Genomic DNA, 23502 nt, shown 5'->3' with positions numbered 1-23502 from the left:
GCCGCCGGTCCATCATCACAGGACCGAATTGCTGACATCGCGTCGGCTAAACCCGCATCGGCATCAGCACATAGAGTGCGGTCTCGTCGGCCATATCGTGGATCAGCGTCGGCGAACCGGCATCGGCCAGCATGAACTTGGCCTCCGTGCCGGTCAGCTGCGCAGCAACGTCGAGCAGGTATTTGGCGTTGAAGCCGATCTCGATCGGATCGGACGAATAGTCGGCGGCCAATTCCTCGGTGGCGCTGCCCGAATCCGGATTGTTGACCGCAAGCGTCACCTGACCCTCCCTGATCGACAGCTTCACCGCACGGCCGCGTTCGGAAGAGATGGTCGAGACGCGATCGACGGCGGCAGCAAAGCTCTGTCGGTCGATGATCAGCTTCTTGTCGTTGCCGGTCGGAATGACCCGCTGATAATCGGGGAAGGTGCCGTCGATCAGCTTCGAGGTCAAAACCACGCTGCCTATGGTGAAGCGGATCTTGGTGTCCGACAGTTCCGTGGTGACCGCAACATCCGGGTCGTCGACCAGCTTCTGCAGCTCGCTCACCGTCTTGCGCGGAATGATGATGCCCGGCATGCCCTCGGAACCCGCCGGCGCGTCGATCTCGGCGCGCGCCAGGCGGTGGCCGTCGGTCGCCACCGAGCGCAGCTTAAGCTTGCCGCCGACCTCATGCGTGTGCAGGTAGATGCCGTTCAGGTAGTAGCGCGTCTCCTCGGTGGAGATGGCGAACTGGGTCTTCTCGATCAGGCCTCTCAGGGCAACCGAATCGAGACGGAAGATATGCGAGAAGGATCCGGCCGAAAGCTCCGGGAAGTCGGATTGCGGCAGGCACTGAAGGCGGAAACTCGAGCGGCCTGACGTCACCGTCATGGCATTGCCGTCCTCATCCGTCTTCAGCATCACCTCGGCGCCATCGGCGAGCTTGCGCACGATGTCGTAGAGCAGATGTGCCGGGACCGTCGTCGCCCCGCCGCGCTCCACCTTGGCGGGCGTCGCTTCCGTCACCTCGAGGTCGAGGTCGGTCGCCTTCATCTCAAGGCTTGCGCCCTCGGCGCTGAGCAGCACGTTGGACAGGATCGGTATGGTGTTGCGCCGCTCGACCACACGGTGGACGTGGTTGAGCGACTTCAGGAGATTTGACCGTTCCAGGATAACACGCATGACGAAACAGGCTCGCTTGAATGAATGACGGGTCACCAGTGGGCGGCGCCCCGCGAAAGGTGTGAACAGGCTCAGAATCTGCGTAAACTGACAGGAAAAAACCAGCAAACGCAAGCCCGCGCCACCGGTTCGGGCAGGCTACGCGGGCTTTCTGGGGATAAAGGGCACGAAGTCCGCGTACCGATGTCGTAAAACCGAAATCCGGGCCGCTTCCAGGCGGCGCCACGAGCCAATTCCGGGCCCCGGGCCACACTGGCAAGCCATTGAATTCCAGTGTTGTTCGGGTTCGGGCTCCCTGGACGGTCAGGCCTGGTCGTTGATCAACCGCCTCAAGAGCTCGAGTTCCTGCGCCAGCGTGTTGTCATTGCCGGAAAGGTCCTCGATCTTGCGCACGGCATGCAGCACCGTGGTGTGATCGCGGCCGCCGAAACGCCGCCCGATCTCGGGCAGTGAGCGCGGCGTCATTACCTTCGACAGGTACATGGCGACCTGCCGCGGCTTAACGATGGTGCGCGTGCGCCGGTTGGACAGCAATTCGGTCTTCGACACATTGTAGTGACGCGCGACGATGCGCTGGATGTCCTCGATACGGACCCGTTTCGGCTCGCCGGTGCGATAGATGTGGCCGAGGATCTCGTCGATCCGGTCGATGGTGATCTGCGGCTCGAAGGATTGACGGAACAGCAGCTGGTTGAAGGCGCCTTCCAGTTCGCGTCCGCTGCCGGTCACTGTGCGTGCGACGTGATTGAGGATCTCTTCCGAAATGTTCAGCGACGCGTCATCGACCCTGGCGGTGGCAAGGCGCAATTTGAGCATGCCAAGGCGCATGGCGAAATCGGGCGCCGACATTTCAAGCGCGACACCGCCATTGAGGCGCGAACGGACCCGCGGTTCGAGCGATTCCAGTTCCGACGGCGGCCGGTCGGCGGCAACGACGACCTGCTTGGCACTGTCCAGCAACATGTTGATCAGGTGGCAGAATTCATGCTGGATCGACTTGCCCTGCAGGAACTGCATGTCGTCGATGATGAGCAGGTCGATGTCGCGCAGCTGTTCCTTGAGCGTCAGCGCGTTGTTGTCACGGATCGCGGTGGCAAAGCGCCACATGAAATACTCGGCCGTCAGATAGACGACGCGCGACTTGGGGTTCTGCTTCAGCGATTCCGCGGCGATGGCCTGCAGCAAATGTGTCTTGCCGAGCCCGACGGTTGCGTGAAGGAAAAGCGGGTTGAAGCGCACCGCGCTCGATTGCGATTCCGCCACAGCCTTGGCGGCGGCGAAGGCCACCCGGTTCGACGGACCCTCGATGAAGGAGCCGAATGTGTAGCGAGGATCAAGCGGTGACCCCAGCACATTGTGGCGGAATTCGCTCTCGATCGGTGTGCCCGGACGCGGAGCCGGTGCCCGCTCTGTCCTGCCGGGGCTGACGGTGCCGGCGGCGAGCGCCGTCTGCGTCTGCCGCGTCATCTTGCTGCGTGCAGGGACCACCTCTGGCTCGGCCTGGCTGCGTCCCTGACGGGTTGCCGTGCGCACGACGATGTCGATCTTGAGGAGATCGGGATCCTCCTGCTTCCACAGCTCGGAGATGAGGTCGAGATAGTGGCCGTTGATCCATGAGCGCAGGAAGGCGGTGGGCACCGAGATGCGGACAATGCCCTTGGAAGCCTCCGCGACCTTCATGCGGCCAAACCAGCTCGAATAGACTTCGGTTCCCAGGCGCGCCTTCAACTGGGTCTTGACCCGGTCGAATTTTTGTTCCGCGTCGCTGGACACCGCCATGTCGTTTGCTCCGATCAAAGTTCCAGGAAATGGGAGGTCGCCCGTAAGCTCCCTTTCGATGCCGCTCTGCATGATCTTTTCCTTGTCCTTCCGTACCTGTTTTCCACCGGGGATGCGCCTCCTGCATCCGGTTCCGGCGACTTATGTCTTTGCTACGATGTCCGCTGCCGCCGCCGGCAGATGAACGTCGCCCATTGTCTGAGGGAACCGGTGCCGGCCCATGGAAGCCAGTCCGCGTTGGGTACGTCAGGGCAATACAACACCGTCCGGCGAAAAGAGCGCCGGCGCGCCGTCTACCTGCCATGTCTAGTTACGCCAGTCCCCTACCGTATCGAAAAAGACAAACCAAATCCGTCCGCGGACTTGATCCGCGTTGCAAATCCCGCCAATTTAAGCTGGCCGGTTCAGGCTGGGTTTAAGGCCCAGAGCCCGTCCCTTTCGATAGACCGACATTACCGAAATCGCTGTGGATAGGGCAAGGCCACGTCTAACGGATTTTTAAGGAATCTGGTTACTGGAGGCGGGTTCGAGTGGCGTGCCGCAACGGCACATTTTAACAAAGCCATTGTGATTCAAACCCTTTTCCGGCGAATATGAAAAACCGGGCGCCGAGAGAAAGATTCTGAAATATTTCGCTTGACAGCTACTTGTCCCCCATCGGGTTGGCGTGGTGTGGACAAGCTGTGGATCACCATCTGGAAGTGTCTGAAAAATATAGGCTATTTCTGACAGCTAAGAATCTTTAAGCCAGCCCTTTTCAAGCATGCCGACCAACAGCAGGCATGCATATGCCGGCAAAGTATTCCCAATCGTGAAATCCGCACAAGACACCGTTTCCGGACATTCTTTTTAAGTGCTTGCCGGCAAACGAAAAAACCCGGCACAAACGGCCGGGTTCGAAAGAACGTCAGTCTAGGGAAGTGATATCAGGCGGACAGAACTTTGACCCGCTGGGCCAGTCGCGACACTTTGCGGGACGCCGTGTTCTTGTGGATCACGCCCTTGGTTGCGGCGCGCATCAATTCCGGCTCCGCGATCTTGAAGGCAGCCTGTGCGGCGGCCTTGTCACCGGAGGCAAGTGCCTCTTCGACCTGGCGGATATAGGTGCGGACGCGCGAGCGGCGGTTCTTGTTGATCGCTGCGCGGCGGACGATCTTGCGCGTTGCCTTTTTGGCCGAGGATGTATTGGCCATGATGCCTCTCTTCTGATCTGGTGGGCGCATGCGGGATGCCGCAGGGCGCAAAAAACAAACGGGCAGCCACGGGGCCGCCTCGGTTGGTGCGGCTTATAGTTCAGCTTTTCCGGCGCGTCAACGCTGCCTGGCCTTCTTTTTGGCGGCCAACAGCCAGCTTCTTCGCAGCTAAAGGATTGGCGTCAGCGGTTGGTGAAATTCGGCTTCCGTTTCTCGGCAAAGGCCGCCATGCCTTCCTTCTGATCGTCCAGTGCAAACAGCGAGTGAAACAGCCGGCGCTCGAACCGCAATCCCTCGGCAAGCGTCGTCTCGAAGGCGCGGTTGACAGCCTCCTTTGCCATCATCACCGATGGCAGCGAGAAAGCGGCGATCTTGGCTGCCGCCTTCAGCGCCTCCTCGACAAGGTCACTGGCAGGCACGACCCTCGACACCAGGCCCGAACGCTCAGCTTCGGCGGCATCCATCATCCGCCCGGTCAGGCACATGTCCATCGCCTTCGACTTGCCGACGAAGCGGGTCAGCCGTTGCGACCCGCCCATGCCTGGAATGACACCGAGCGTGATCTCGGGCTGGCCGAATTTGGCCGTGTCGGCGGCGATGATGAAATCGCACATCATCGCCAACTCGCAGCCGCCGCCGAGTGCATAGCCCGCCACCGCCGCGATAATAGGCTTTCGCGCCCGCGTAAGCTCCTCCCAACCGACGAAGAAGTCTTGGGCGTAGGCGTCCGCATAGGAGATGGACTGCATCTCCTTGATGTCGGCGCCGGCGGCGAAAGCCTTTTCGGAACCGGTGATGACCATGGCGCCGATGCCGGCATCGGCCCCGAAAGCGTTCACGGCTGCGACCAGTTCGGTCAGTATCTGGGAGTTCAGCGCGTTGAGCGCCTGCGGCCTGTTCAGCGTGATCAGTCCAACCTTGCCGTGCGTCTCGGTGATGATCGTCTCATAGGCCATGGCTGCTTCTCCTCGCTCGCGCTCGTCTAACTCACCGCTGACATGTCCGGCAATAGAAGGTCGATCGGCCGCCCTGCACGATCCGTTCGATGTGGCCACTGCAGCCGGGTTTAGAACAGGCCTCGCCCTCGCGGTCGTAGACGGCAAAGGAGTGCTGGAAATAGCCCAGCGACCCATCGGTTTGCATATAATCCCGCAATGAGGATCCGCCGGCGGCGATCGCATCTGATATCACCGAGCGGATGGCTTCGGCGAGGTGTTCGCTTTGGGCTTGGGCTTTCTTTCCGGGCTTGGCGATCGTGCCCGCCTCACGCAGCGGCGACAGGCTGGCGCGCCACAGCGCCTCCGACACATAGATGTTGCCGAGCCCGGCGATCAGCCTCTGGTCGAGAAGCGCTGCCTTCAGCGGTGATCGCCGCCCTTTCATCAATGAGGCAAGCAGTGCGCCGTCCAGTGTATTGCCCGTTGGCTCAACGCCTAACCCGGCCAGCATCGGATGGACGTTCGGCCCTTCGGCAAACAACATGAAGCCGAAGCGGCGCGGATCATTGAAGATCACGCGTGATCGGGCGCCTGCCGGAGATACGACATGGAAGACGACATGGTCGTGACTGGAGCTCTTCGAGCGGTCGTGGTGGAAGATACCGGGCATGTCGTTGCTGTCCGCCGTCTCGATGCGGAATGAGCCCGACATGCCGAGATGGCAGATCAGCACGGGACCGCCTTTCAGGTCCATCGTCAGATATTTGGCCCGCCGGCCGAGTGCCGTGACCGTCTTGCCGGTCAGCCGCTGTGAGAATTTCTCGGGAAATGGAAAGCGAAGATCCGGGCGGCGTGCCTCGACACGGGTGATGGTGGCACCTTCCAGGATCGGCTGCAGCCCGCGCCGGACGGTTTCGACCTCCGGCAATTCAGGCATGACCGCCAATCGCCGCATAGAAAGAAGTGCCGTAACGGCCGCACGCCAGGCCGAGATGCTCGGCCACGGTTTCGCCGATGTCGGCGAAGGTTGTTCTCAGCCCGATGTCGCCGCCCCTGAAACCCGGACCTGTGCCGATCACCGGAATGCGCTCGCGCGTATGATCGGTCCCTTGCCAGGTCGGATCGTTGCCGTGGTCGGCCGTCAGGATGAGAAGATCGCCCTGCCGCAGCCTTGCAAATGCCTCCGGCAGCCGCCTGTCGAAGGCCTCAAGCGCGGCAGCATAGCCTGCAACATCGCGGCGATGACCGAATTCGGTGTCGAAGTCGACGAAATTGGCGAAGACGAGATCGCCGTCGCCGGCATCATCCATCGCGCCCAGCGCCTCGTCGAACATGGCCATGTTGCCCGCCCCCTTGCGCACTTGCGAAATTCCGCGATGGGCGAAGATGTCGCCGATCTTGCCGATGGCGATGACACGGCTACCACGCGCTGTCAGCCGATCGAGCAGGGTCGGCTCCGGCGGTGGCACGGCGTAGTCATGACGGTTGTATGTCCGTTCGAAAGTGGCGGTGGTTTCGCCGACGAAAGGCCTCGCGATCACCCGTCCGATCCTCAGCGGGTCAACCAGCCTGCGCACCACCTTGCAGAATTCATAAAGCCGCTCGAGGCCGAAATGGACTTCATGCGCGGCGATCTGCAGGACCGAGTCGACCGACGTGTAGCAGATCGGCTTGCCGGTACGGATGTGCTCCTCGCCGAAGCGCTCGATGATCTCGGTGCCCGGCGCGTGACAATTGCCGAGAATGCCTGGCACCTTGCCCTCGCGGATGATCGCCTCGGTCAGTTCAGCCGGAAAGGCGGGAATCGTATCCGGGAAATAGCCCCAGTCGAAGCGGACCGGCAGGCCGGCGATTTCCCAATGGCCCGACGGCGTGTCCTTGCCGCTTGAAACCTCCTGCGCGGCGCCGTGGAAGGCAGCCGCGAGCAGATCCGTCCCACTGCTGGAAAAGCCCAGTCCGGTCGCGGTTTCGGCAGCCTTGCCAAGCCCGAGCGAGGCCATGTGGGGGACAAAAAGCGGTCCACTGCGAAGCCCTTCGCGATCCGCGCGTCCTTCGGCACAAGCTTCTGCGATGTGCGCGAATGTGTTGGCGCCGTCGTCACCGTAGCGGTTGGCGTCGGCCGCGCCGCCGATGCCGAAGGAGTCCAGAACGAAGAGGAAAGCGCGCGCCATCGAGTTGTTGCCAGTTTGAACGACCAGACATAGGGTTCCGCGACTTCATTGGCAATTCGGAAACCAAACGGCAACGGCTTGGCGCGATAGTCCAGTGATGTCGCCTAAGGTGCGCAGCGGTTTTGGGCAACGACATGCACAAACCATGCACAAACAAGAATGCATGTCGCAACGATGCGACGGGCATGGGTCCAGGAAAACAGACGGCGGTTTTGTCATGAGCGTTGCGCTGAAGGCGTCTGCTGCCCTTATGTTGATGCAGGGTGCGCTCTGGTCCGGTCCGGCGCATGCCGACTGGCGTGATGATATCGGCACGTTTCGCATCGGCATCGTTGCCGAGCCAGGCGCCGGCAACACCGTTCCGGGGCTGGCTGTGTTGACCGACGCCTATACCAAGGCCTTGGGCATGAAGGTCGAGTTTGTCGTTGCCCGTGACTATGCCGCGCTGATCGAGGCGCAGGCCAATGCCCGCATCGAATACGCGATCTATTCGGCAACCGCCTATGCGACGGCCTCGCAGCGCTGCTTATGTATCGAGCCGCTTGTGGCTCCGGTCGATTCCGACGGCGCGATCGGCATCCGCTCCGTTCTGCTGACGCGGGACGGCGAGCTGCCCGATCTGGCGGCGATGCAGAGCCATCGCATCGCCATTGCGCCTTCGGGCAGCGTAGGCGGTTCTCTCTTGCCATTGGCGGCGTTGGCGGCGGAAGGCCGCGAGGTTGCGGAAGATGCACCGTTTCTAGTCCATGCCGACTCGGCCGCGGCGGCTGAAACGATGCTGGTCGATGGCAAGGCCGATGGCCTGTTCGGTTGGGTGACGGCCGCTGCCGACGGCCAGCCGGAAACATCGGGCACGCAGGCAAGGCTCGAAGCGGCAGGGCTCCCAGTGACGGCGCTTCGGGTTGTATGGACGTCTGGCTTGCTGAGATATGGCCCCCACGCCGTCCGCAGCGATCTCGACCCTGAAGCCAAGCGCCGACTCACCGTGTTCCTCACCAACCTCAGATCGGTGACGCCTGATATCTACGACCTCCTGGAATCGAAGCATTCCGGGGGCTTCGTTACCGTCGCGCCAGAAGATTACGAGATGGCCGTTGCTATCGTGCGCTTCGTCACGGGCCGTGGTCCGCAACAGTAGCGCAGGAAACAGAAAAAGTGCGCGCCGATTTTCAGTCCGCAGTTGCGTGGCAACAGAGAGTTGGAACGATCCTGTGAAACGGCTGGCTGTCTCTGTTCAACAGTCGCCGCAAGGGATCGTCACGCTTCTGCGGGGGCGCAGATAGTAGGTTTCGCCCATCGTTATCTGGTTGAAAGCAGAGGTCATTGCAAGCTTGATGGCCGGCTCGTAGACGAGAGTGCTGTCGACGCGGATGAGGAAGGTGCCGGCGACCTTGAGCGTTGCGGGAACCGTGGTCTCCGTGGTCGCGGCGAGGCCGGTGCTGGTGGCGCCAGCGACCAACTTGCGTGACCATACCACCAGTGCCTTCGTCGCATCGGCCGAGACCTGTATCGCCGTGATTGTGATGCTCGGGGTCGAGCGGCTGTAGGGCTGTAGGGTGACGGGGCCGATCTTCATGATGGCGTCGACATCCGCCTTGACGACGCTTGTCTGCTGGGTGGCGAGATCAGCCACCATGCTGCCGATACGACTGACCTTCTTGCTGGTCTCGATGGCCTGTGAAGCCTCCATGGTCACCAGATACATGATCAGCAGGATAGGCATGATCAAGGCGAATTCGACTGCCGCGATACCGCGGCGATCGGACCAGAATCGACTTGCTTTCCGCCAAACTCCTGCCGTCCTAAGATGTGCCCCCGCACGCATCATGCCCATTGCCCTTTTTTCTTTTGCTGCTTGCGCATCCGCCTCGAACTCAGTTGTCGAACGGCTCGTTCTGCCAGGTCACCGATGCGAAATGCAGAGTCTTGTTGCCGCCCATCGACTGGGCCAGAAGGTCGGTCATGATGGGCCATTTGTAAAAGACCCGCAGCATGTTCTTCGATTCCGCCGCTCCCGCCGTAACAGAAAAGGCCGGCGTGGCGGCGCCGTTCGTCAGGATGACTTGGCCGCCCTGGATCTTGAAGCCGGCCGCAGCCGCGTCGGTAAACGTCGTATACTGGCGGAGATCCACGTCCAGCTGATTGGGACAATCCTGGGAAACGATGATCTCCAGTTTGTCGCAGATCATGTTCTTTAGATTGTCACCGGCGATGTCGGCCGCCCTCAACTGGCCGGTGCGCAACCGGCGCGAGACATCGTCGGTGATGTTGGCCATCACTTCCTGCCCGGCAAATGCGATGCAGCTCTCCAGAATGGCAAAGACGAGCAGTGCGAACGGTATTGCAAGGATTGCAAATTCGATTGCCGTGCTGCCGCGCCGGTCGCGAAGGAAGCGAGCGGAAAACCTTGAGCGCCTCGCCTTGTGGTCGCCTGCGGAGTCGAATTCCTTGCTCATGTTGATCCTGCCGATCTCTATGCGGTCTCGGAAGGAGCATTAGCGCAAATCAATTGAGGTCCGGTTTGAATGACCGTTAAAGTAAGCGTTGGCGTTTTAACCAGCCGATAACCTGAACGGCATTCGACCACGCCATCCTATCGGCTGACGCTCATCTCCGCTTCGGAGGCCTTCTCCGCATCGCTCTTGTAGGAGCTTTCGCAATAGGGCGTGCAGGACATCGTCTGAATTTCGGCACGCCGATAGATACGCACGGACGACGCGGCCTGCCGTACGACGGTAACCTGCTCGTCGACGATCGGGCTGCCATCCGTATCGAGCACGACCAGATTGGTGACGCCGAAGCCTTTGCCGGTCAGCACGATCGTCGAAGCATCCTGCACGGAAGCGTCGGCGATTGCCGGGTTGCCGACCACGATCGTGTCGGCAGGGCGCGACAGTTTGACGATCTTGGCCTGGTTCATCGTGACCTCGATGCCAGCGCCGGCCATGGCTGGCGCGACGAAGGTCGTGGCGGCAAGAAGCGCGGCAATCAGAATTGACGATCTCGGCTGGGCCATTGAGGCGCTCCACGCAGGCGGACTGATCAACGGAACATGAACGAGATTGGTGAACCAACGGTTAAGCGCGCGTTGTTGCCGATGGTGCAATGGCTCGCAAGGCGCGGTCAGGTCGGGATCGCAGGCGCCACAAAATCCGGAGACGGAAGGCCGGCGGCACTTTAGCCTGGAGTTAACCACGCAATGTGTTCGAACCGGGAAAGGAATCGGTAAGGCTGTTTATTAAGCCGATCGAAAGAGCTTCTCCCTAGATTGGCAGCATCCGATCAACCATCACAGAAGTTGACGGAAGTGCTGTAACACGTGGAGTAGGAGCTCTCAAATGTCTAATCTCATCGCACGTTTTGTGAAGGACGAATCCGGCGCGACCGCTATCGAATATGGTCTGATCGCCGCTCTCATCGCGCTCGCCATCATCACTGGCGCCGGCGCGCTCGGCAATGCAATCAACGGCAAGTTCACCGCTATCGGATCCACCCTGAACGGCAGCGGCAGCTAATCTGCCGTATTGCTGAGCGCTTGGATTGCGTTCTCGAAAAGGGCCGCCACATGGCGGCCCTTTTTCCATGCAGCTGCCAACATCCGTCGTCTTTTCGTTCTCGGCCTCATCAATCGTTAATCGAACGTGCCTAGATTGGGCCTCGTGGAATTCGGACAAATAGGCACAGCGCCGATGCTTGAAGCCCTGATCTTCGTCGTCTTTCCGTTCTGTATGCTGTTTGCCGCGATCTCCGACATGCTGTCGATGACGATCGCCAATCGCGTGCCGGTGCTGCTTGTCGTTGTTTTCGCACTGGTTGCGCCGCTGACGGGCATGGGATGGGCGGCCTATGGCGGACATTTCGCCGCCGGCGCCCTGGTCCTGGCCGTGACGTTCGGCCTGTTCGCTCTGGGCGGCATGGGCGGCGGCGACGCCAAGCTTCTGGCTGCCACCGCGATGTGGATGGGTCTCAATGTGAATCTCGTCGAGTATCTTGTCGCCTCGACCATCATCGGCGGCCTGCTGACGCTCGCGATCATCATCTACCGCAAGTCGCTGCTTGCGGCCGTTACCGGCCGAAATCCGTTTCTGCGCCATTTCGCCGACGAGGCAAACGGGGTTCCCTACGGCATCGCGCTTGGCCTTGGCGGGTTGCTGACCTATCCGGATTCGCCTTTGATGATATGGGCGCTGGCTAGGCTGGCGGCCTGAACACGATCTGATTTCTTTTATTGATCGGCATTGCCGCAACCGGCTTTCAACAAAGGCCGGCCCGGTCATTTCTGCCGGTTAGGCCACATTCCGTCTAATTTATGTAAACCTTAAATTAATCACGATCGTAAGCATTACATTAACCTTGTTTTGACGATTGCCGCTGCAAAGTCCGGCTTGGCTACGTGGTTTGCCAAGGCAAGGGTTCGGACAGATGCCAGCATCGCGATTGATAATTCTGAGCGTGGCGGTGGCCGCGGCGGGTGGCGCTGGGTATGTCGCGAAAAACATGGTGGCACCGCCGCCCCAGGTCGTCGTCGATTCCGGCCCCCAGGCCCCGGCGGTGTCTCTGCAGGATGTGCTTGTGCTTTCGGGCGACGTTCCGATGGGCAGCCCGATCGAGAACAACATCGCCTGGCAATCCTGGCCCGCCGACGGCGTCAACGCGAATTTCATCACCCGCACCGCAGAGCCCGAGGCCCTGGACAAGCTGAAGGGTTCCGTTGCCCGCGTTGCGATGTACGCCGGAGAGCCCCTGCGGCGTTCCAAGTTGATCGGCGAGGGGCAGAGCTTCATGTCGTCGATCCTGCCTTCCGGCATGCGGGCCGTGGCCACGGCCATTTCGGCCGACACGTCGGCCGGCGGCTTCATTCTTCCGAACGATTTCGTCGATGTCATCATGACCCGCAGGGCCGATGCCGCCAGCGGGGCCGCCGGTTTCAACACCGAGACCATCCTCAAGAACATCCGCGTCCTGGCCATCGACCAGACCATTCAGGAGGACGAGGAAGGCAAGAAGACCAGGGTGGGCCAGACCGCCACGCTGGAACTGACGCCCAAGCAGGCAGAGATCATCACCGTCGCCCAACAGATGGCGGATCGCTTGACCCTGGCGCTAAGGGCGGTCGCCGACACTCAGGAAAAGAATCTGGGTGAGGCCGACTATCTCGTTTCCGGCAATGGTCGCAGGGGAACGGTGAGGCTGATCAAGTCGGGCGAAGTTTCCGAAGTAGGGGCAAGGAAATGAGGCTAAATGGTAAACTGCCGGCAATTGTAGCCGCGGCATTGGGCCTGCTGCTCGTCGGAACGAATGTGCAAGGCAGCGCTGTCGAGGCAAAGAATGCGCAGGTCACCGCATCGACGGCCACCCAGCGCGTGAAGCTCGGCCTCAACAAATCGGTGGTCATCGACCTGCCGAGCGATGCCTACGACATTCTCGTCGCCAACCCGGCGGTGGCCGATGCGGTGACCCGCACCGCAAGGCGCATCTACCTGTTCGGCAAGGCGGTCGGCGAGACGAACATCTTTGTTTTCGGCCCGAATGGCGAGCAGATCGTCAGTCTGGATCTGGCCGTCGAACGCGACGTTGCCGGTCTTGAGGACTATATCAAGCGCTTCATTCCGACGTCGACCATCAAGGTGGAACTGCTGAATGACAACGTCGTCCTGACAGGGACAGTCGACACGCCGCTGGACGCAAAACGCGCGGTCGACCTGGCCACGATCTTCGTCTCGGGCGGTGAAGCAACGACGGGACAATATTCGCAGACCGCGGCCGGCGGTTCATCCCAGAGCGGTGTCGACATCAACAACCCGGATACTGAGCGCCGCACGAGCAAGATCGTCAACCTGCTCCAGATCGTGGGCGACGACCAGGTCACGCTGAAGGTGACGGTCGCCGAAGTCAGCCGCTCGGTGATGAAGCAGCTCGGCGTCAACATGGTCGGGAGCGGTAGCTCCAACGGCATCAGCTGGAATGCGCTGAGTTCTCCACCCTATGGATTGGGCAAGCCACTGTCGCAGTACTCGGGCCTGACTCTCGGCAATCCGACTTCGCCTCTCCAGGCCTACATCAATGCCATGGAGCAAAGCGGCGTGATGAAGACCCTGGCCGAGCCGACCCTGACCGCCGTGTCAGGCGAGAAGGCGACGTTCAAGGTCGGTGGCGAGTTCAATCTCATCACCTCGCGTACACAGAACGTCTCAACCGACAACCAGACGGGCGAGATCACCTACACCAACACCAAACTCGAATATGGCATAGGTCTCGAGTTCCAGCCCGTGGTGCTGTCGGCTGGCCGGATCAGCCTCAAGGTCAGAACCTCCGTATCGGAGCCGACCATGGAAGGTGCCGCCACTCTCGAAGCTGCCGGCAATTTGCCTGGAATGACGATGATGTCGATCCGCAAACGTCTGGCGGACACCACCGTCGAGTTGCCTTCCGGCGGCTCCATGATGATTGCCGGCCTGGTGCGCGACGATGTCCGTCAAGCTGTCTCGGGGTTGCCTGGCCTCACAAAGATCCCGGTGCTTGGCACCCTCTTCCGCAGCAGGGACTTCGTGCGCAATGAAACAGAGCTGGTGGTCATCATCACGCCCTATCTGGTGAAGCCCGTGGCGCGTAACGACCTTGCCAAGCCGGACGATAATTTCAACGCCGCCAGCGACGGCGCCGCCATGTTCCTTGGCCGCGTCAACCGCGTCTACGGCACCATGCAGACCGACAAGCCCAACGGCCGCTACCACGGCGTTGTCGGCTTCATCTACAAGTAAACGGGGAAGCGGACATGTCTCAGTCAGCATTGAAGGCAGGGATCATCGCCACAACGATGCGCCTTGGCCGTTCGCAGGCCTGCCGGCGAGCCGTTCCGGTGCTGGCGGTTGCGGTGGCGGCGCTGCTGGCCGGCTGCGCCCAGCGCGACAGCGTCACGGTCGGCGCCATTCCGGATGACTATCGCACCAACCATCCGATCGTGATCGCTGAGAAGAACCAGAAGGTCGACCTGGCTGTTGGCGCCGGTGACCGCGGCATGACCGGCGCGCAGCGCGATACGCTTCTTGGTTTCCTCGACGGCTATGACAAGGGCGCCGCTCCGACGCTGACGATCCAGATCCCGAGCGGATCGGCCAACGAGGCCGCCGCGACGGCGGCCGCCCGCGATTTCGCCCGGCTCGCGATCGCCGCCGGCGTCAAGCGCAACCGGATCGTCGTCACCTCCTATCAGGCCGCCTCGAGCGAGATATCCTCGCCGGTTCGCGTCGCCTTTGTCTCGGTGAGGGCCCAGACCGACAAGTGCGGTCGCTGGCCCGATGACCTGATGGAGACATCGGACAACAAGCATTATGCCGATTTCGGCTGCTCCTATCAGAACAATCTTGCTGCCCAGATGGCCAACCCGAACGATCTGGTCGGGCCGCGCAAGTCGACCACCATCGATGCTGAGAATCGCGGCGCGGTGATCGACGTCTACCGTCAGAGAGGCATCTCGGAAGAGTTCCTCGGCAATTCGGAAGTGACGTACTAAGCCGCAGTCTCGAACAGAACAGGCTACGCGAAAGAGCATGACGATGAGCAACCTTGCCTACGACGCCCCGGTGGATGGCAGCGATACCTCGCAGCAGGACATCGCCGCGATGCAGGCATTGCGGCCGATCCCGCGCATCTCGATCCAGGCATTCTGCGAGACCGAAGGCGTTGCCAATCCGGTCGAGCGCGCCGGCGAGGACCGCCGCATGGCGAAGGCACATCTCAAGGTCCATATGGGCGGCGTACCCACCGCCATCGAATTCTACCAATCGGCGCCAACGCCCAACCTGATCCTGCTGGAATCGCGCAGCGAGCCCAAGCAATTGCTGGAGCAACTCGCCCAGCTCTCGGAATATTGCGATCCGACTTCGAAGGTGGTGGTGATCGGTCACTACAATGATGTCGGCCTCTACCGCGAGCTCATCCGCAACGGCATTTCCGAATATGTGATCGCACCGGTGTCGATGGCTGACATCGTCAGCGTGGTATCGTCGATTTTCATCGATCCGGAAGCCGAGCCGCTCGGCCGTTCGATCGCCTTTGTCGGCGCCAAGGGTGGCGTCGGCTCCTCGACGATTGCCCACAATGTGGCTTGGGCGATGTCCTCCCTGTTCAAATCCGAGGTGGTCGTCGCCGATCTCGATCTCGCTTTCGGCACGGCCAACATCAATTTCGACCAGGATCCGGCGCAAGGCATCGCCGAGGCGGTGTTTTCGCCGGAGCGCATCGATGAAGTCTATCTTGACCGGCTGCTGACTCAGTGCGCTGAGCATCTGTCGTTGCTGGCAGCACCTTCGACGCTCGAACGGGTCTATGATTTCGATCCGGAGGCCTTCGCTCAGCTCATCGACACCGCCCAGCGCAGCGTGCCGCTTTTGGTGCTCGATGTTCCCCATATCTGGACGGGCTGGACCAAGAACACCCTGATCAAGGCCGACGAGATCGTCATCACGGCGACACCGGAACTGGCCAATCTGCGCAACACCAAGAACCTCGTCGACATGTTCAAACGGCTTCGTCCCAACGATCCGCCGCCGAAGCTGATCATCAACCAGGCCGGCGTTCCAAAGCGCCCGGAGATTTCGCCGTCCGATTTCGCCGAGCCGCTCGGCCTGTCGCCAATGTCGGTCATTGGTTTCGATCCTTTGCTGTTCGGCAATGCCGCCAACAACGGACGCATGCTTGGCGAGATGGATGCCAAGAACCCGGTTGTCGCAATGATCAACGAAATGGCGCATGTGCTGACCGGGCGCAGTGAAATCAAGGCCAAGAAGAAGGCCGGGCTTGGCAACCTGCTCGGCAAGTTCTCGCGCAACAAGAAGTGACGCTTCAGCAGTGGAATCGGTAGTCGATCATGTTTGGTAAAAGAGGCAGCGACGACGGCAACCGGTTCACGCCGGAATTTCGCCAGCCAGCAGCGGCGCCTGTTGCGCCGCCGGCGGCAAGTTCCGCGGAGACGGCGGTTCTGGCCCGGCCCTCGGCTGCGCCAAGCGCACCTGTCGCGCCGCCGGCGCGCCGTGCGGTCGAGGCACCGCCATTGGCGCCTGAGCCAAAGCGGGCACAGCGCGAGAAGAGCGAAACCTATTACGACACCAAGAGCCAGGTTTTCTCCGCGCTCATCGACACGATCGATCTGTCGCAGCTTGCCAAGCTTGATCCGGAAAGCGCGCGCGAGGAAATCCGCGACATCGTCAACGACATCATCGCGATCAAGAATTTCGCGATGACGATCGCCGAGCAGGAAGAACTGCTCGAGGACATCTGCAACGATGTGCTCGGCTATGGGCCGCTCGAGCCGCTGCTCGCGCGCGACGACATCGCCGACATCATGGTCAACGGCTCCAAGAACGTCTACATCGAAGTCAACGGCAAGGTCGAGCAGACCGGCATCCGCTTCCGTGACAACCAGCAGCTCCTCAACATCTGCCAGCGCATCGTCAGCCAGGTTGGCCGCCGTGTCGACGAATCCAGTCCGATCTGCGACGCGCGTCTTCCCGACGGCTCCCGCGTCAACGTCATCGCGCCGCCGCTCTCCATCGACGGCGCCACGCTCACCATCCGCAAATTCAAGAAGGACAAGCTGACGCTCGATCAGTTGGTCAAGTTCGGCGCCATTTCACCGCAGGGCGCCGAAGTTCTCAAGATCATCAGCCGAGTTCGCTGCAACATCGTCATCTCGGGCGGTACCGGCTCGGGCAAGACGACGCTGCTCAACTGCCTGACCAACTATATCGACCGCGACGAGCGGGTCATTACCTGCGAGGACTCTGCCGAGCTGCAATTGCAGCAGCCGCACGTGGTGCGCCTTGAAACCCGCCCGCCCAATCTGGAGGGAGAGGGCGAGGTGACGATGCGCGACCTGGTCAAGAACTGCCTGCGCATGCGGCCCGAGCGCATCATCGTCGGCGAAGTGCGCGGACCCGAGGTGTTCGACCTTCTGCAGGCGATGAACACCGGCCATGACGGTTCGATGGGAACGATCCACTCGAACAGCCCGCGCGAATGCCTGAACCGTATCGAATCCATGATCGCCATGGGCGGTTATTCGCTGCCGCAGAAGACCGTGCGCGAAATCGTCGTCGGCTCCATCGACGTGATCATCCAGGCGGCGCGCCTGCGCGATGGATCGCGTCGCATCACACACATCACCGAGGTGATCGGAATGGAGGGCGACGTCATCATCACGCAGGATATCGTCCTCTACAACATCAAGGGCGAGGACGCCAATGGCAGGTTGCTGGGAGAGCATGTATCGACCGGCATCGGCCGCCCGCATTTCTGGGAACGGGCCCGCTATTATGGCGAAGAGCAGCGCCTCGCAATTGCGCTCGAGGCGATGGAGAAACGCGCTGACTGATGCGTCCGGAGGCGTGAGGGTTCTGGCCAATGTTTGGAATTGACGGCACAGTACTGGCGTTTGTAGTGCTCGCTGGCTTCAGTGCCGGCGCGGTCGCCTATGCATTCCTGTTCACCCGGATCAGCAATGAGAAACAGGTCGGCAAGCGGCTCGAAACGATCAGGACCGCAGAGACGGATCGCTCGGTCGTCAAGGCCTCGCGCGACCGCGTGGCGGAAGCCGCCAAGCGGCGCAAATCGGTTCAGGATTCGCTGAACGATCTCGAGGCAAAGCAGAAAACCAAGGACAGCGCCGTCAAGAAACCGCCGCTGAAAGCCCAACTCCGTCAGGCCGGCCTGAAAACCACCGTCGAGCGTTTCTATGTTTACTCCGCCATATGCGGCCTCGCTTTGACGATTGTCGCGTTTGTAGCCGGGGCACCGATGTTCCTCTTGCCTGGCGTGCTGCTGGCCGGGGCGCTGGGCCTGCCGCGCTGGTTCGTCTCGTTTCGTCGCGCCCGCCGGGTCAAGGCATTCCTCAATGAATTTCCAAACGCGCTCGATATCATTGTGCGCGCGGTCAAATCCGGCCTGCCGCTGAACGACGCCGTGCGCCTGATCGCCAACGAATCGCCCGAACCCGTGAAGACCGAGTTTCGTCGCATCGTCGATTCACAGCAGATGGGCATGTCGATCCCCGATGCGACCTTGCGCATGCCCGAAACCATGCCTTGCACCGAGGCAAGCTTCTTCGGCATCGTTATCCAGATTCAATCGCAGGCCGGCGGCAATCTTTCCGAGGCGCTGGGCAATCTTTCGCGCGTACTTCGCGATCGCAAGAAGATGAAAGCCAAGGTCGCGGCATTGTCGATGGAAGCGAAGGCGTCCGCCGCGATCATCGGTGCGCTGCCCTTCATCGTCGCCTTTCTCGTTTACCTGTCGAGCCCGACCTACCTGATGCCGCTTTTCAACACCAGCGTCGGAAATCTGATCCTTGGTTGCTCGGCGGTCTGGATGTCGATCGGCATCCTGGTGATGCGCAAGATGATGAACTTCGATGTCTAGGACGCTGCCATGACCGAACAAGTCATCAAATCCCTGACGGATCCGAGCTTCCTGATCGCGTTGCTGGTCGCCGTTGCGGTGTTTGCGACCGTCTTCACCTTGCTGCCGGCGTTTGGCGGAAACCAGCTCAAGTCACGCATGAAAACCGTTGCGCTGGAACGCGACGAACTGCGTGCCAAACAGCGCGCCCGGCTTGCCATTGAGGCGGATCGCCGTCGCAAGGGTCTGCGCGAGGAGCAGTCGGTTGGCATGCGCAACATTGTCGACCGGCTGGATCTGAGGCGCGCGCTCGCTGATGAGGGCACGTTGCAGAAACTTAAAGTGGCCGGGTTTCGCGGGCAGAATCCGCTGACGCGGTTTCTTTTCTTCCGTCTCGTGCTTCCCTTTGTCGGCTTCGCGCTGGCCACGGTCTACATCTTCGTGCTCGGAGGATTGCCCGACAAGCCTCTGGTCATCAGGCTGTTCGTCTGCATCCTCGTTGCTTACGGCGGCTTCTACGCACCGGTCGTCTATGTCAACAACCGCGCCACCAAGCGCAAGCAATCGATCCAGATGGCATGGCCGGATGCGCTCGATCTGATGCTGATCTGCGTCGAGTCGGGCATGTCGGTGGAAGCGGCACTGCGCAAGGTCGCGGACGAAATCGGCGCGCAATCGGTGGCGCTGGCGGAAGAATTCATACTCACCAACGCCGAGCTTTCCTATCTGCAGGAGCGCAAGCAGGCCTATGAGAACCTGGCAAGCCGCACCGGCCTGGATTCGGTCAAGTCGGTGTCGCAGGCACTCGTCCAGGCCGAGCGCTACGGCACGCCGGTGGCGCATGCACTGCGCGTGCTTGCCGCCGAAAGCCGCGACATGCGCATGAATGCGGCCGAGAAGAAGGCCGCCGCCTTGCCGCCAAAGCTCACCGTGCCGATGATCCTGTTTTTCCTGCCGGTGCTCTTCGCCATCATTCTGGGCCCCGCCGGCATTCAGGTCAGCCAGCGCGGTATCTTCGGCGATCATTCGGCGTCGGCGACAACTGCCAAATAGCGGCGAGACAAACCCCTGCACTCCAAACGAAGCAGCCGCGCTGGACGGGCGCGGCTTCTTCGTTTGAGGTCGTTACGGATCGTCGTCTCAGTTGGTCGCGGACTTTGACTTGTCCTGATCCTTGAGCTGGCTCCAGGCATTCTGCTGGGCCAGCATCTGCCTGAGATAGGCGACGTTTGCCTGCGCCTGTTCGGGCGAGAGTTCCTGTGAGGCGATCTTCTCGGCTTCGTCGAAACGGCCCTGCAGGCCGACGACCAGCGCCAGGTTCTGACGGACCCGGCTGTCCGCGTTCGGCTGCTGCGCGGCCGAGCGCATATAGGTTTCGGCGGTGCGCAGGTCGCCTTCCAGCACATACGACATGCCGAGATTGGAGAGCACCGAAGGCTCGTTCGGCTTGAGTTCGAGCGCCTTGCGGTAAAGCTGGCGCGCATCGTCCTTCTGGCCGGTCTGGTCGAGAATGGCCGCTTCGGCCGACACCAGCTTCCAGTCGGGATATTCCGGTGTCTGAGCGCGGCGCACGGCGTCGAGTGCCGCGTCGAGCTGGCCATTGGCGGCCAGCGCCTTGCCATAGGCGGCGAGCACGTCACGATCCTTCGGCATGGCGATCGCCAGCTTGCGCATCACGGCGAGCGACTGGTCGGCGTCGCCATCCATCTGCAGTGCCGCGGCATAATTTGTCGCTATCCGTTTGTCGTTGGGGTTCCTGGCGTAGGATTGGCCCAGTGACGTCGTCGCAGTGTGCAGTTCTCCCGCCGACATGGTTTCCAGCGGTTTGCCGCTGGTGCGCCCGATCGAGCCGGTGGAAAGCTTGTCGGTCCCGCAACCGGCGACGCCCGCCGCGAGCACCAGCGCAAGGGCCGTGGTGATGAGCCGATTTCCCCTGGCGTTGATCGTGCGGTTGGTCGGCATGGCTACCTAAGCCTCCATTCATGCGCGGCCATTGCGTGGCCGTCTTCCCTCCCGCAGAAATATTCTGTTAACCCTAACGGACGGTTAAGAACGGCGACTCGAAGGTCGCCGCATGGAGAACATCGAATGCCTGTCGAACTCGTCGAGAAGAAACTGCCGGGCTCACTGCCGGTCCATCTGGTCGCCAGGGACGGTCTCGAGGCGACGGATCTTGCGCCAGCCGCTGTCGCCTGGGCCAGAGCCAACGGTTTTTCCGGCGAGGCAGGCAGGACGCTGGTCGTGCCTGGCGAAAACGGCGCGCTCGGCGGCGCCTTGTTCGGTGTCGGCGATGGCGAAGGCGCGCTCGCCCTCGGCACACTGTCGAAAGCCTTGCCGGAAGGCGACTGGCATTTCGCCTCGGCGCCGGTCGAGCCCGAACTCGCGGCCACCGCGCTGGTGCTCGGCGGCTATGTCTTCACCCGCTACGGCAAGAAGTCAGGCAAAGCGCTGCGCTTCGGCCTGCCGGCCGGTGTCGATGCCGGGCGCGTTCGCCGCATCGCCGATGGCGTCTTCCTGACACGCGATCTGGTCAACACGCCGACCAGCGATATGGGTCCGGAAGACCTGGAGCAGGCGGTGCGGACCCTGGCCGTCAGGCACAAGGCCGAAGTCTCGGTGGTCAAGGGCGACGATCTCCTCGATCAGAACTTCCCGATGATCCATGCTGTCGGTCGCGCATCGGCCGATGCGCCGCGCCTGATTGACATGAGATGGGGGCAGCAAGGCGCGCCGAAGGTGACGCTGGTCGGCAAGGGTGTGTGTTTCGATACTGGCGGTCTCGACATCAAGCCATCGTCCGGCATGCTGTTGATGAAGAAGGACATGGGCGGTGCCGCCAATGTCCTTGGCCTCGCCTCGATGATCATGGCTGCCGGGCTGAATTTGCGGCTGCGCGTGCTCATTCCCGCGGTCGAGAATTCGATTGCCGGCAACGCCTTCCGACCCGGCGACGTGCTGACGAGCCGCAAGGGCATCACTGTCGAAATCGGCAACACGGATGCCGAGGGGCGGCTGGTGCTGGCCGAGGCCCTGGCGCTGGCCGACGAGGAGGAGCCGCAGCTTCTGGTCGACATGGCGACGCTGACAGGGGCTGCCCGTGTGGCGCTCGGCCCCGACCTGCCACCCTTCTATACCGGCGACGAAGCGCTGGCAGCCGAACTGGCGGCGGCTTCCGTTGCGGCCGAGGATCCGCTGTGGCGCATGCCGTTGTGGCGGCCCTACGATGCAAAACTGTCGTCGAAGATCGCCGACATCAACAATGTCACCACGGACGGTTTTGCCGGCTCGATCACGGCGGCGCTGTTCCTGAAGCGCTTTGTCGACAAGACCGCGGGCTGGGCGCATTTCGACATCTTCGCCTGGAACCCAGCCGACCGCCCGCATGGCCCCGCCGGCGGCGAGGCGCAAGGCATCCGCGCGCTGGAGCGGATCATCACGAAACGCTACGGCTGATTGAGGCAGGAAGAGCCGGCAAATTGCTTCGACTGAAACGGAACCGAAACAATTTGCCGTCATGCTGGCGCGATGTCGATTGGGATGCGCCCGAGCCAGGCCTTGCGACTGTGGCAGCAAGTGATGCTGTCGCAGGTGCGCGACGACGAGCCCGATCTGACCATGCGCCAGACGGCGATCCTGTTCACCATCTATCTCGATCCGCCGCCGCACACGGTGCGCGGGCTGGCCGCGCGCCTCAATGTCACCAAGCCGGTGATCACCCGCGCGCTCGACACGATGGGCGCATTGAAGCTGGTGTCGCGGCATCGCGACGAACTCGACAAGCGCAATGTGCTGATCAGGCGCACGGTGGAAGGGGCGCTCTTTGTCGAGCGCTTTGGCGATGGTATCATCGCCAAAGCCCACGAACTGCCAATCTGAAGCATGATCCCGAAAAGTGGGGACCGGTTTTCGGAAAAGATCATGCTCAAACAAGTCAATCTTGACCGAGTTGCCGATTTGACTGCCAGGGATGCCCGCCTTCACGCTTTTCGCTCCGACCTTGCCGATGCACGGCTGAAGGGCGAGGTCGCCGCCGAGCGCTTCGTCGCCGGCCGGCCGGCGCGGATCACCGCGTCCGTGGCCGATATGCGCAAAGCGCCGCGGCCGGATGCCGGCGTCAACACGCAGCTTCTGTTCGGCGATGATGTCCTGGTCTTTGAAGTGGCCGAAGGCTGGGCGTGGGTCCAGGCCGAACGCGACGGCTATGTCGGCTATGTCGCCGACACGATGTTGGGCGGGCGGGGACTTGCGCCCACCCACATCGTCTGCGTGCCACGCACGTTCCTCTATCCCGGGCCGGATCTGCGCTTTCCGATCGCCGGGCAATTGTCGATGGGATCGACGGTGACGGTGACGGATGCCGCCGAGACGCGCGGCACGCACTATGCCGTCCTGCCATCCGGCGAGGCGATCATTGCGAGTCATCTGCGGCCGCTCGGTGACACAGCCTCCGACTATGTCGCGGTTGCCGAGACGTTTCTTGGAACACCCTATCTCTGGGGCGGCACTTCCGGCTTCGGCATCGACTGTTCGGGCCTGGTGCAACTGGCGATGCGCATGGCCGGCAGCAACGTGCTGCGCGATTCCGACATGCAGGCGGCGACACTCGGCGATCCGCTCGAGCCGGGTCCTGATTTCTCAGGGCTGCGGCGCGGCGATCTGGTGTTCTGGAAGGGCCATGTCGCCGTCATGACCGACGCCCACGACATGATCCACGCCAACGGCCACACCATGCTGGTCTCGCGCGAAGGGCTGAAGGACGCGGTTGATCGCATCGGGTATCTCTATGGCGGGCCGACGGGATTCAGGAGGCCGTAGCCTCTCTTCCTTCGCCCCGTTCGCGCGGCGTGGAAAGCTCACCTCGA

General features: G+C 61.7%; 23 protein-coding genes. 13 read left to right on the top strand and 10 right to left on the bottom strand.

Annotated elements, in window-relative coordinates; genetic code table 11:
* Window positions 1–46: 46 nt before the first annotated feature.
* The 6 genes from dnaN to ACZ89F_RS27930 all read right to left on the bottom strand — a co-directional run bounded on the left by dnaN (window position 47) and on the right by ACZ89F_RS27930 (window position 7246).
* Window positions 47–1165, bottom strand: a complete 1119-nt coding sequence (gene dnaN / locus ACZ89F_RS27955) for a DNA polymerase III subunit beta (RefSeq protein ID WP_476095228.1) — start codon at window positions 1163–1165, stop codon at window positions 47–49.
* Between the two features lie 303 nt (window positions 1166–1468).
* A complete protein-coding gene (gene dnaA, locus ACZ89F_RS27950) occupies window positions 1469–2944 on the bottom strand; it encodes a chromosomal replication initiator protein DnaA (RefSeq protein WP_246093787.1) in 1476 nt (491 codons plus the stop codon).
* Between the two features lie 926 nt (window positions 2945–3870).
* Complete coding sequence (gene rpsT / locus ACZ89F_RS27945; RefSeq protein ID WP_013533694.1) at window positions 3871–4137, bottom strand: 30S ribosomal protein S20; 267 nt, start codon at window positions 4135–4137, stop codon at window positions 3871–3873.
* A 182-nt stretch (window positions 4138–4319) separates the two neighbouring features.
* The gene (locus tag ACZ89F_RS27940; RefSeq protein WP_476095227.1) at window positions 4320–5093 is read right to left on the bottom strand and encodes an enoyl-CoA hydratase; all 774 of its coding nucleotides are present in this window, start codon (window positions 5091–5093) and stop codon (window positions 4320–4322) included.
* A gap of 31 nt (window positions 5094–5124) precedes the next feature.
* Window positions 5125–6012, bottom strand: coding sequence for a bifunctional DNA-formamidopyrimidine glycosylase/DNA-(apurinic or apyrimidinic site) lyase (gene mutM, locus ACZ89F_RS27935; protein ID WP_476095226.1), 888 nt, complete (start codon window positions 6010–6012; stop codon window positions 5125–5127).
* On the bottom strand, window positions 6005–7246 hold the full coding sequence (locus tag ACZ89F_RS27930; protein ID WP_476095225.1) for a phosphopentomutase: 1242 nt from the start codon (window positions 7244–7246) through the stop codon (window positions 6005–6007). Before ACZ89F_RS27930 ends, mutM begins: the two co-directional genes overlap by 8 nt.
* A 217-nt stretch (window positions 7247–7463) precedes the next feature.
* Between ACZ89F_RS27930 and ACZ89F_RS27925 the strand changes: the two genes are divergently transcribed.
* Entirely contained in the window at window positions 7464–8384 is a 921-nt protein-coding gene (locus ACZ89F_RS27925) for a phosphate/phosphite/phosphonate ABC transporter substrate-binding protein (RefSeq protein WP_476095224.1), read from the top strand.
* Between the two features lie 96 nt (window positions 8385–8480).
* Here the strand turns inward: ACZ89F_RS27925 and ACZ89F_RS27920 are convergent, their stop codons facing one another.
* From ACZ89F_RS27920 to ACZ89F_RS27910, 3 genes are all read right to left on the bottom strand, one after another.
* Window positions 8481–9074, bottom strand: coding sequence for a TadE/TadG family type IV pilus assembly protein (locus ACZ89F_RS27920; protein WP_476097413.1), 594 nt, complete (start codon window positions 9072–9074; stop codon window positions 8481–8483).
* A gap of 46 nt (window positions 9075–9120) precedes the next feature.
* A complete protein-coding gene (locus ACZ89F_RS27915; RefSeq protein ID WP_476095223.1) occupies window positions 9121–9702 on the bottom strand; it encodes a TadE/TadG family type IV pilus assembly protein in 582 nt (193 codons plus the stop codon).
* Window positions 9703–9839: 137 nt separating this feature from the next.
* Entirely contained in the window at window positions 9840–10262 is a 423-nt protein-coding gene (locus ACZ89F_RS27910) for a pilus assembly protein N-terminal domain-containing protein (RefSeq protein ID WP_476095222.1), read from the bottom strand.
* 322 nt (window positions 10263–10584) lie between these two features.
* On the opposite strand from ACZ89F_RS27910, the gene ACZ89F_RS27905 reads away from it, so the two are divergent.
* The 9 genes from ACZ89F_RS27905 to ACZ89F_RS27865 all read left to right on the top strand — a co-directional run bounded on the left by ACZ89F_RS27905 (window position 10585) and on the right by ACZ89F_RS27865 (window position 19693).
* On the top strand, window positions 10585–10761 hold the full coding sequence (locus tag ACZ89F_RS27905) for a Flp family type IVb pilin (RefSeq protein WP_476095221.1): 177 nt from the start codon (window positions 10585–10587) through the stop codon (window positions 10759–10761).
* Between the two features lie 174 nt (window positions 10762–10935).
* Window positions 10936–11454: an A24 family peptidase gene (locus ACZ89F_RS27900; protein WP_476095220.1), complete on the top strand. Its 519-nt coding sequence runs from the start codon at window positions 10936–10938 to the stop codon at window positions 11452–11454.
* A gap of 214 nt (window positions 11455–11668) precedes the next feature.
* Window positions 11669–12481 (top strand): Flp pilus assembly protein CpaB, encoded by an 813-nt coding sequence (gene cpaB / locus ACZ89F_RS27895; RefSeq protein ID WP_126067607.1) that lies wholly within the window; start codon window positions 11669–11671, stop codon window positions 12479–12481.
* A complete protein-coding gene (locus ACZ89F_RS27890) occupies window positions 12478–14007 on the top strand; it encodes a type II and III secretion system protein family protein (protein ID WP_476095219.1) in 1530 nt (509 codons plus the stop codon). Before cpaB ends, ACZ89F_RS27890 begins: the two co-directional genes overlap by 4 nt.
* Before the next feature lie 14 nt (window positions 14008–14021).
* The gene (locus ACZ89F_RS27885; protein WP_476095218.1) at window positions 14022–14759 is read left to right on the top strand and encodes a CpaD family pilus assembly protein; all 738 of its coding nucleotides are present in this window, start codon (window positions 14022–14024) and stop codon (window positions 14757–14759) included.
* Between the two features lie 43 nt (window positions 14760–14802).
* Window positions 14803–16086, top strand: coding sequence for a CpaE/TadZ family protein (locus ACZ89F_RS27880; protein WP_476095217.1), 1284 nt, complete (start codon window positions 14803–14805; stop codon window positions 16084–16086).
* Between the two features lie 29 nt (window positions 16087–16115).
* Window positions 16116–17618, top strand: a complete 1503-nt coding sequence (locus ACZ89F_RS27875) for a CpaF family protein (protein ID WP_476095216.1) — start codon at window positions 16116–16118, stop codon at window positions 17616–17618.
* Between the two features lie 29 nt (window positions 17619–17647).
* Complete coding sequence (locus ACZ89F_RS27870; RefSeq protein WP_476095215.1) at window positions 17648–18661, top strand: type II secretion system F family protein; 1014 nt, start codon at window positions 17648–17650, stop codon at window positions 18659–18661.
* 9 nt (window positions 18662–18670) lie between these two features.
* The gene (locus tag ACZ89F_RS27865; RefSeq protein ID WP_476095214.1) at window positions 18671–19693 is read left to right on the top strand and encodes a type II secretion system F family protein; all 1023 of its coding nucleotides are present in this window, start codon (window positions 18671–18673) and stop codon (window positions 19691–19693) included.
* Window positions 19694–19780: 87 nt separating this feature from the next.
* Here ACZ89F_RS27865 and ACZ89F_RS27860 read toward each other — a convergent pair whose 3' ends face one another.
* On the bottom strand, window positions 19781–20602 hold the full coding sequence (locus ACZ89F_RS27860; protein WP_476095213.1) for a tetratricopeptide repeat protein: 822 nt from the start codon (window positions 20600–20602) through the stop codon (window positions 19781–19783).
* 126 nt (window positions 20603–20728) lie between these two features.
* Between ACZ89F_RS27860 and ACZ89F_RS27855 the strand changes: the two genes are divergently transcribed.
* The 3 genes from ACZ89F_RS27855 to ACZ89F_RS27845 all read left to right on the top strand — a co-directional run bounded on the left by ACZ89F_RS27855 (window position 20729) and on the right by ACZ89F_RS27845 (window position 23455).
* Entirely contained in the window at window positions 20729–22093 is a 1365-nt protein-coding gene (locus ACZ89F_RS27855) for a leucyl aminopeptidase family protein (RefSeq protein WP_476095212.1), read from the top strand.
* Window positions 22094–22165: 72 nt separating this feature from the next.
* Entirely contained in the window at window positions 22166–22516 is a 351-nt protein-coding gene (locus tag ACZ89F_RS27850) for a MarR family winged helix-turn-helix transcriptional regulator (RefSeq protein ID WP_109666469.1), read from the top strand.
* Window positions 22517–22558: 42 nt separating this feature from the next.
* A complete protein-coding gene (locus ACZ89F_RS27845; protein ID WP_476095211.1) occupies window positions 22559–23455 on the top strand; it encodes a C40 family peptidase in 897 nt (298 codons plus the stop codon).
* Window positions 23456–23502: the final 47 nt, after the last annotated feature.

It is taken from the genome of Mesorhizobium sp. USDA 3734 (assembly GCF_056279665.1).
This window is presented reverse-complemented; position numbering and strand designations above follow the sequence as displayed.